This window comes from Faecalibacterium prausnitzii, from assembly GCF_003287405.1.
Lineage (GTDB): Bacteria > Bacillota > Clostridia > Oscillospirales > Ruminococcaceae > Faecalibacterium > Faecalibacterium intestinale.
The window spans coordinates 1-619 of the sequence record NZ_PRLD01000065.1 but is presented as its reverse complement, the minus strand read 5'-3'; the positions used below and the strand labels follow the sequence as shown (position 1 = coordinate 619).

The following is a 619-nucleotide window of genomic DNA, read 5'->3' as shown; positions in this document are numbered from 1 at the left end:
TCTGTAACCACGAATGATACCGGAAAATTCTTGGAATCACATTGCAGCAGATTCGGCTTGATAAAGAACCTTGTCTTGCCGCTGCCGGAGCCGCCCACCACCAGCACGTTTTTATTCCGGGCGTTCTTGGGGTCAGGTCGGCGGTTGCTCATCATCAGGCGTTCTGTTTTGGTGAGGATGATATTGTCCTCAAACTTCGGAGCCATAAACGGCTCGATATCTTTAGGCCCGCCCCACCGGGCAGAGCCGTACTCCATGCCATGCCGGTACTTTTTGGCGTTTTTGCCTTTCAGGTACACCGCCAGCCGCATTCCAGCACCGCAGCACAGACCAATGAACAAGTCAAATGGGCGCAGGCTGGGCAGCGGATTGGAAAATGCAGCCGGGAGAGTATCCATCAGCGATACGATTTTATCGCCCAGTTCCTTACCCGCAGCCAGCCGCCACGCCTCGCCCAGATTGGTTGCCAGCAAGCCAATTACCACATAGGGCAGATAGAGCGCCAGCAGCTTGGAAAGCTTCTTTTTGCTCATAGGCCGCGTTCCTCCTGCTTGTGCCGCACTTTGTCCGGCAGATTTGCAACGGACTGCGCCAGATCATGCAGCTTTGCCAGCACGGA

Annotated in this window: 1 pseudogene; it reads right to left on the bottom strand. The window is 55.1% G+C overall.

What is annotated here, in order from left to right:
• Nucleotides 1–533: pseudogene (locus C4N24_RS15065) on the bottom strand (VirD4-like conjugal transfer protein, CD1115 family); the annotation flags it as partial.
• Nucleotides 534–619: the final 86 nt, after the last annotated feature.